Origin of the sequence: Haladaptatus sp. (assembly GCF_049589095.1) — an archaeon.
Lineage (GTDB): Archaea > Halobacteriota > Halobacteria > Halobacteriales > Haladaptataceae > Haladaptatus.
In genome coordinates, this window is record NZ_JBAWAC010000567.1 from 1 (window position 1) to 1,738 (window position 1,738).

General features: G+C 63.7%; 1 protein-coding gene. It reads left to right on the top strand.

The features are described from left to right. Positions 1-47: 47 nt before the first annotated feature. A complete protein-coding gene (locus WBV42_RS17790) occupies positions 48-1,661 on the top strand; it encodes a glycosyl hydrolase (RefSeq protein ID WP_423987214.1) in 1,614 nt (537 codons plus the stop codon). Positions 1,662-1,738: the final 77 nt, after the last annotated feature.

Here is a 1,738-nt window from a genome sequence, read left to right on the forward strand (position 1 = left end):
GCGAGAGTTCGAACCTGTTCTACTACGACGACAGTTAGGGCACGTTCATCGGCTACCCCGACTCGTACGGGTCGGCGTCGGGCCTCAACGACCACCACTTCCACTACGGCTACTTCGTCCGCGGTGCCGCCGCCCTCTCGCGAACCGACGACTCGTGGGGCGACGACGGCAACTGGGGCGGAATGGTCGACCTCATCGTCCGCGACTTCGCCAACTGGGAGCGGCCGAACCGCGCCAACGCACAGGAACCCGCGACCAATCCCGCCGATTCGTTCCCGTTCCTGTGGAACTTCAGCCCGTTCGGCGGCCACTCGTGGGCCGCCGGTACCGCGGAGTTCGCGGACGGCAACGACCAGGAATCGTCCTCGGAGGCCATCAACGCCTACGGGGCGATGGTCGAGTGGGCGGTGTACACCGACAACGACGAGATGCTGAACTGGGCGGCCTACCTTTACACCCACGAGGTCATCTCCGCGATGGAGTACTGGTTCGACGTGGACGACGGGAACCAACCCGACGCCTGGGGTCACGACACGGCGGGTATCGTCTGGAGCGACAAGTACTCCTACGCGACGTGGTTCAACGCCGACGCCGAGGCGGTGCACGGCATCAACTACCTGCCGTACGCCGGTCACTCGCTGTACCTCGGCTGGGACGCCGACTTGGCCGAGCGAAACTACTCCGAGGCGGTGGCCAACGACGACAACGGCGGCGCTTGGAACCTCTGGCCCGACATCATGTGGAACTACCGCGTGTTCTCGAACCCGAGCGACGCCAAGAGCATGTTCCAAGCCAAGAAGGGCTCCTACACCCCGGAATCGGGCGAGACGAAAGCGCACACGTACCACTGGATTTACGCCATCGACGGCATGGGCAACCCCAACCCGTCGGTCACCGCGGACTATCCGCTGGCGTACGTCTTCGGGAGCGGGAGCGACAAGACCTACGTCGCTTACAACGGCGGGAACACGGCCATCACGGTGAACTTCTCGGACGGTACGTCGCTCTCCGTCGGAGCCAACTCGATGAATTCGAGCACCGGCGGGAGCAGAGGTGGCGGTTCGGGAGACTCGACCACACCGTCGGCACCGTCGAACCTCTCGTCGTCCGGCCACACCACGTCGTCGGTCGATCTCGATTGGAGCGCCGCGAGCGACACCGGCGGGTCGGGACTCGACCACTACGCGGTCTACGTGAACGGTTCGCAGAACGGGACCGTCTCGGCGGGTACCACGTCCACGACGGTCTCCGGACTCTCCGGCGGGACGACCTACGACTTCTCCGTGACGGCCGTGGACGGCGCGGGCAACGAGTCGAGCGCGTCCAACACCGTGAGCGTCACGACGAACTCGTCGGGCAGCGGCGACTTCAACCAGAGCGTCAGTCGAATCGACGGATCGGACAGCGACTCCACCGTCGACGAGTTGTCGTTCACGTTCGTCTCGAACGTCGGGTCGAACTGGGTGGACGTTCACTACACCGTTAACGGTGGGTCACAGTACAACTACCGGATGAACAAGAGCGGCGACACCCACACGCTCGACACGACCCCCGACTACGTGGTCGGTGACTTCTCGTCCGGCGACGCCATCGACTACTACTTCACCTACGAGAACGGCGGCACCGGCAACGACTCCCAGCACTTCAGCCTCACTTACTGAGACGAAAGCCGAAAGTCATTGGAAGGTCGAAAATCTCGGAAAACCGAACCGCGGAAAACCCAACCGCCGTTACCACC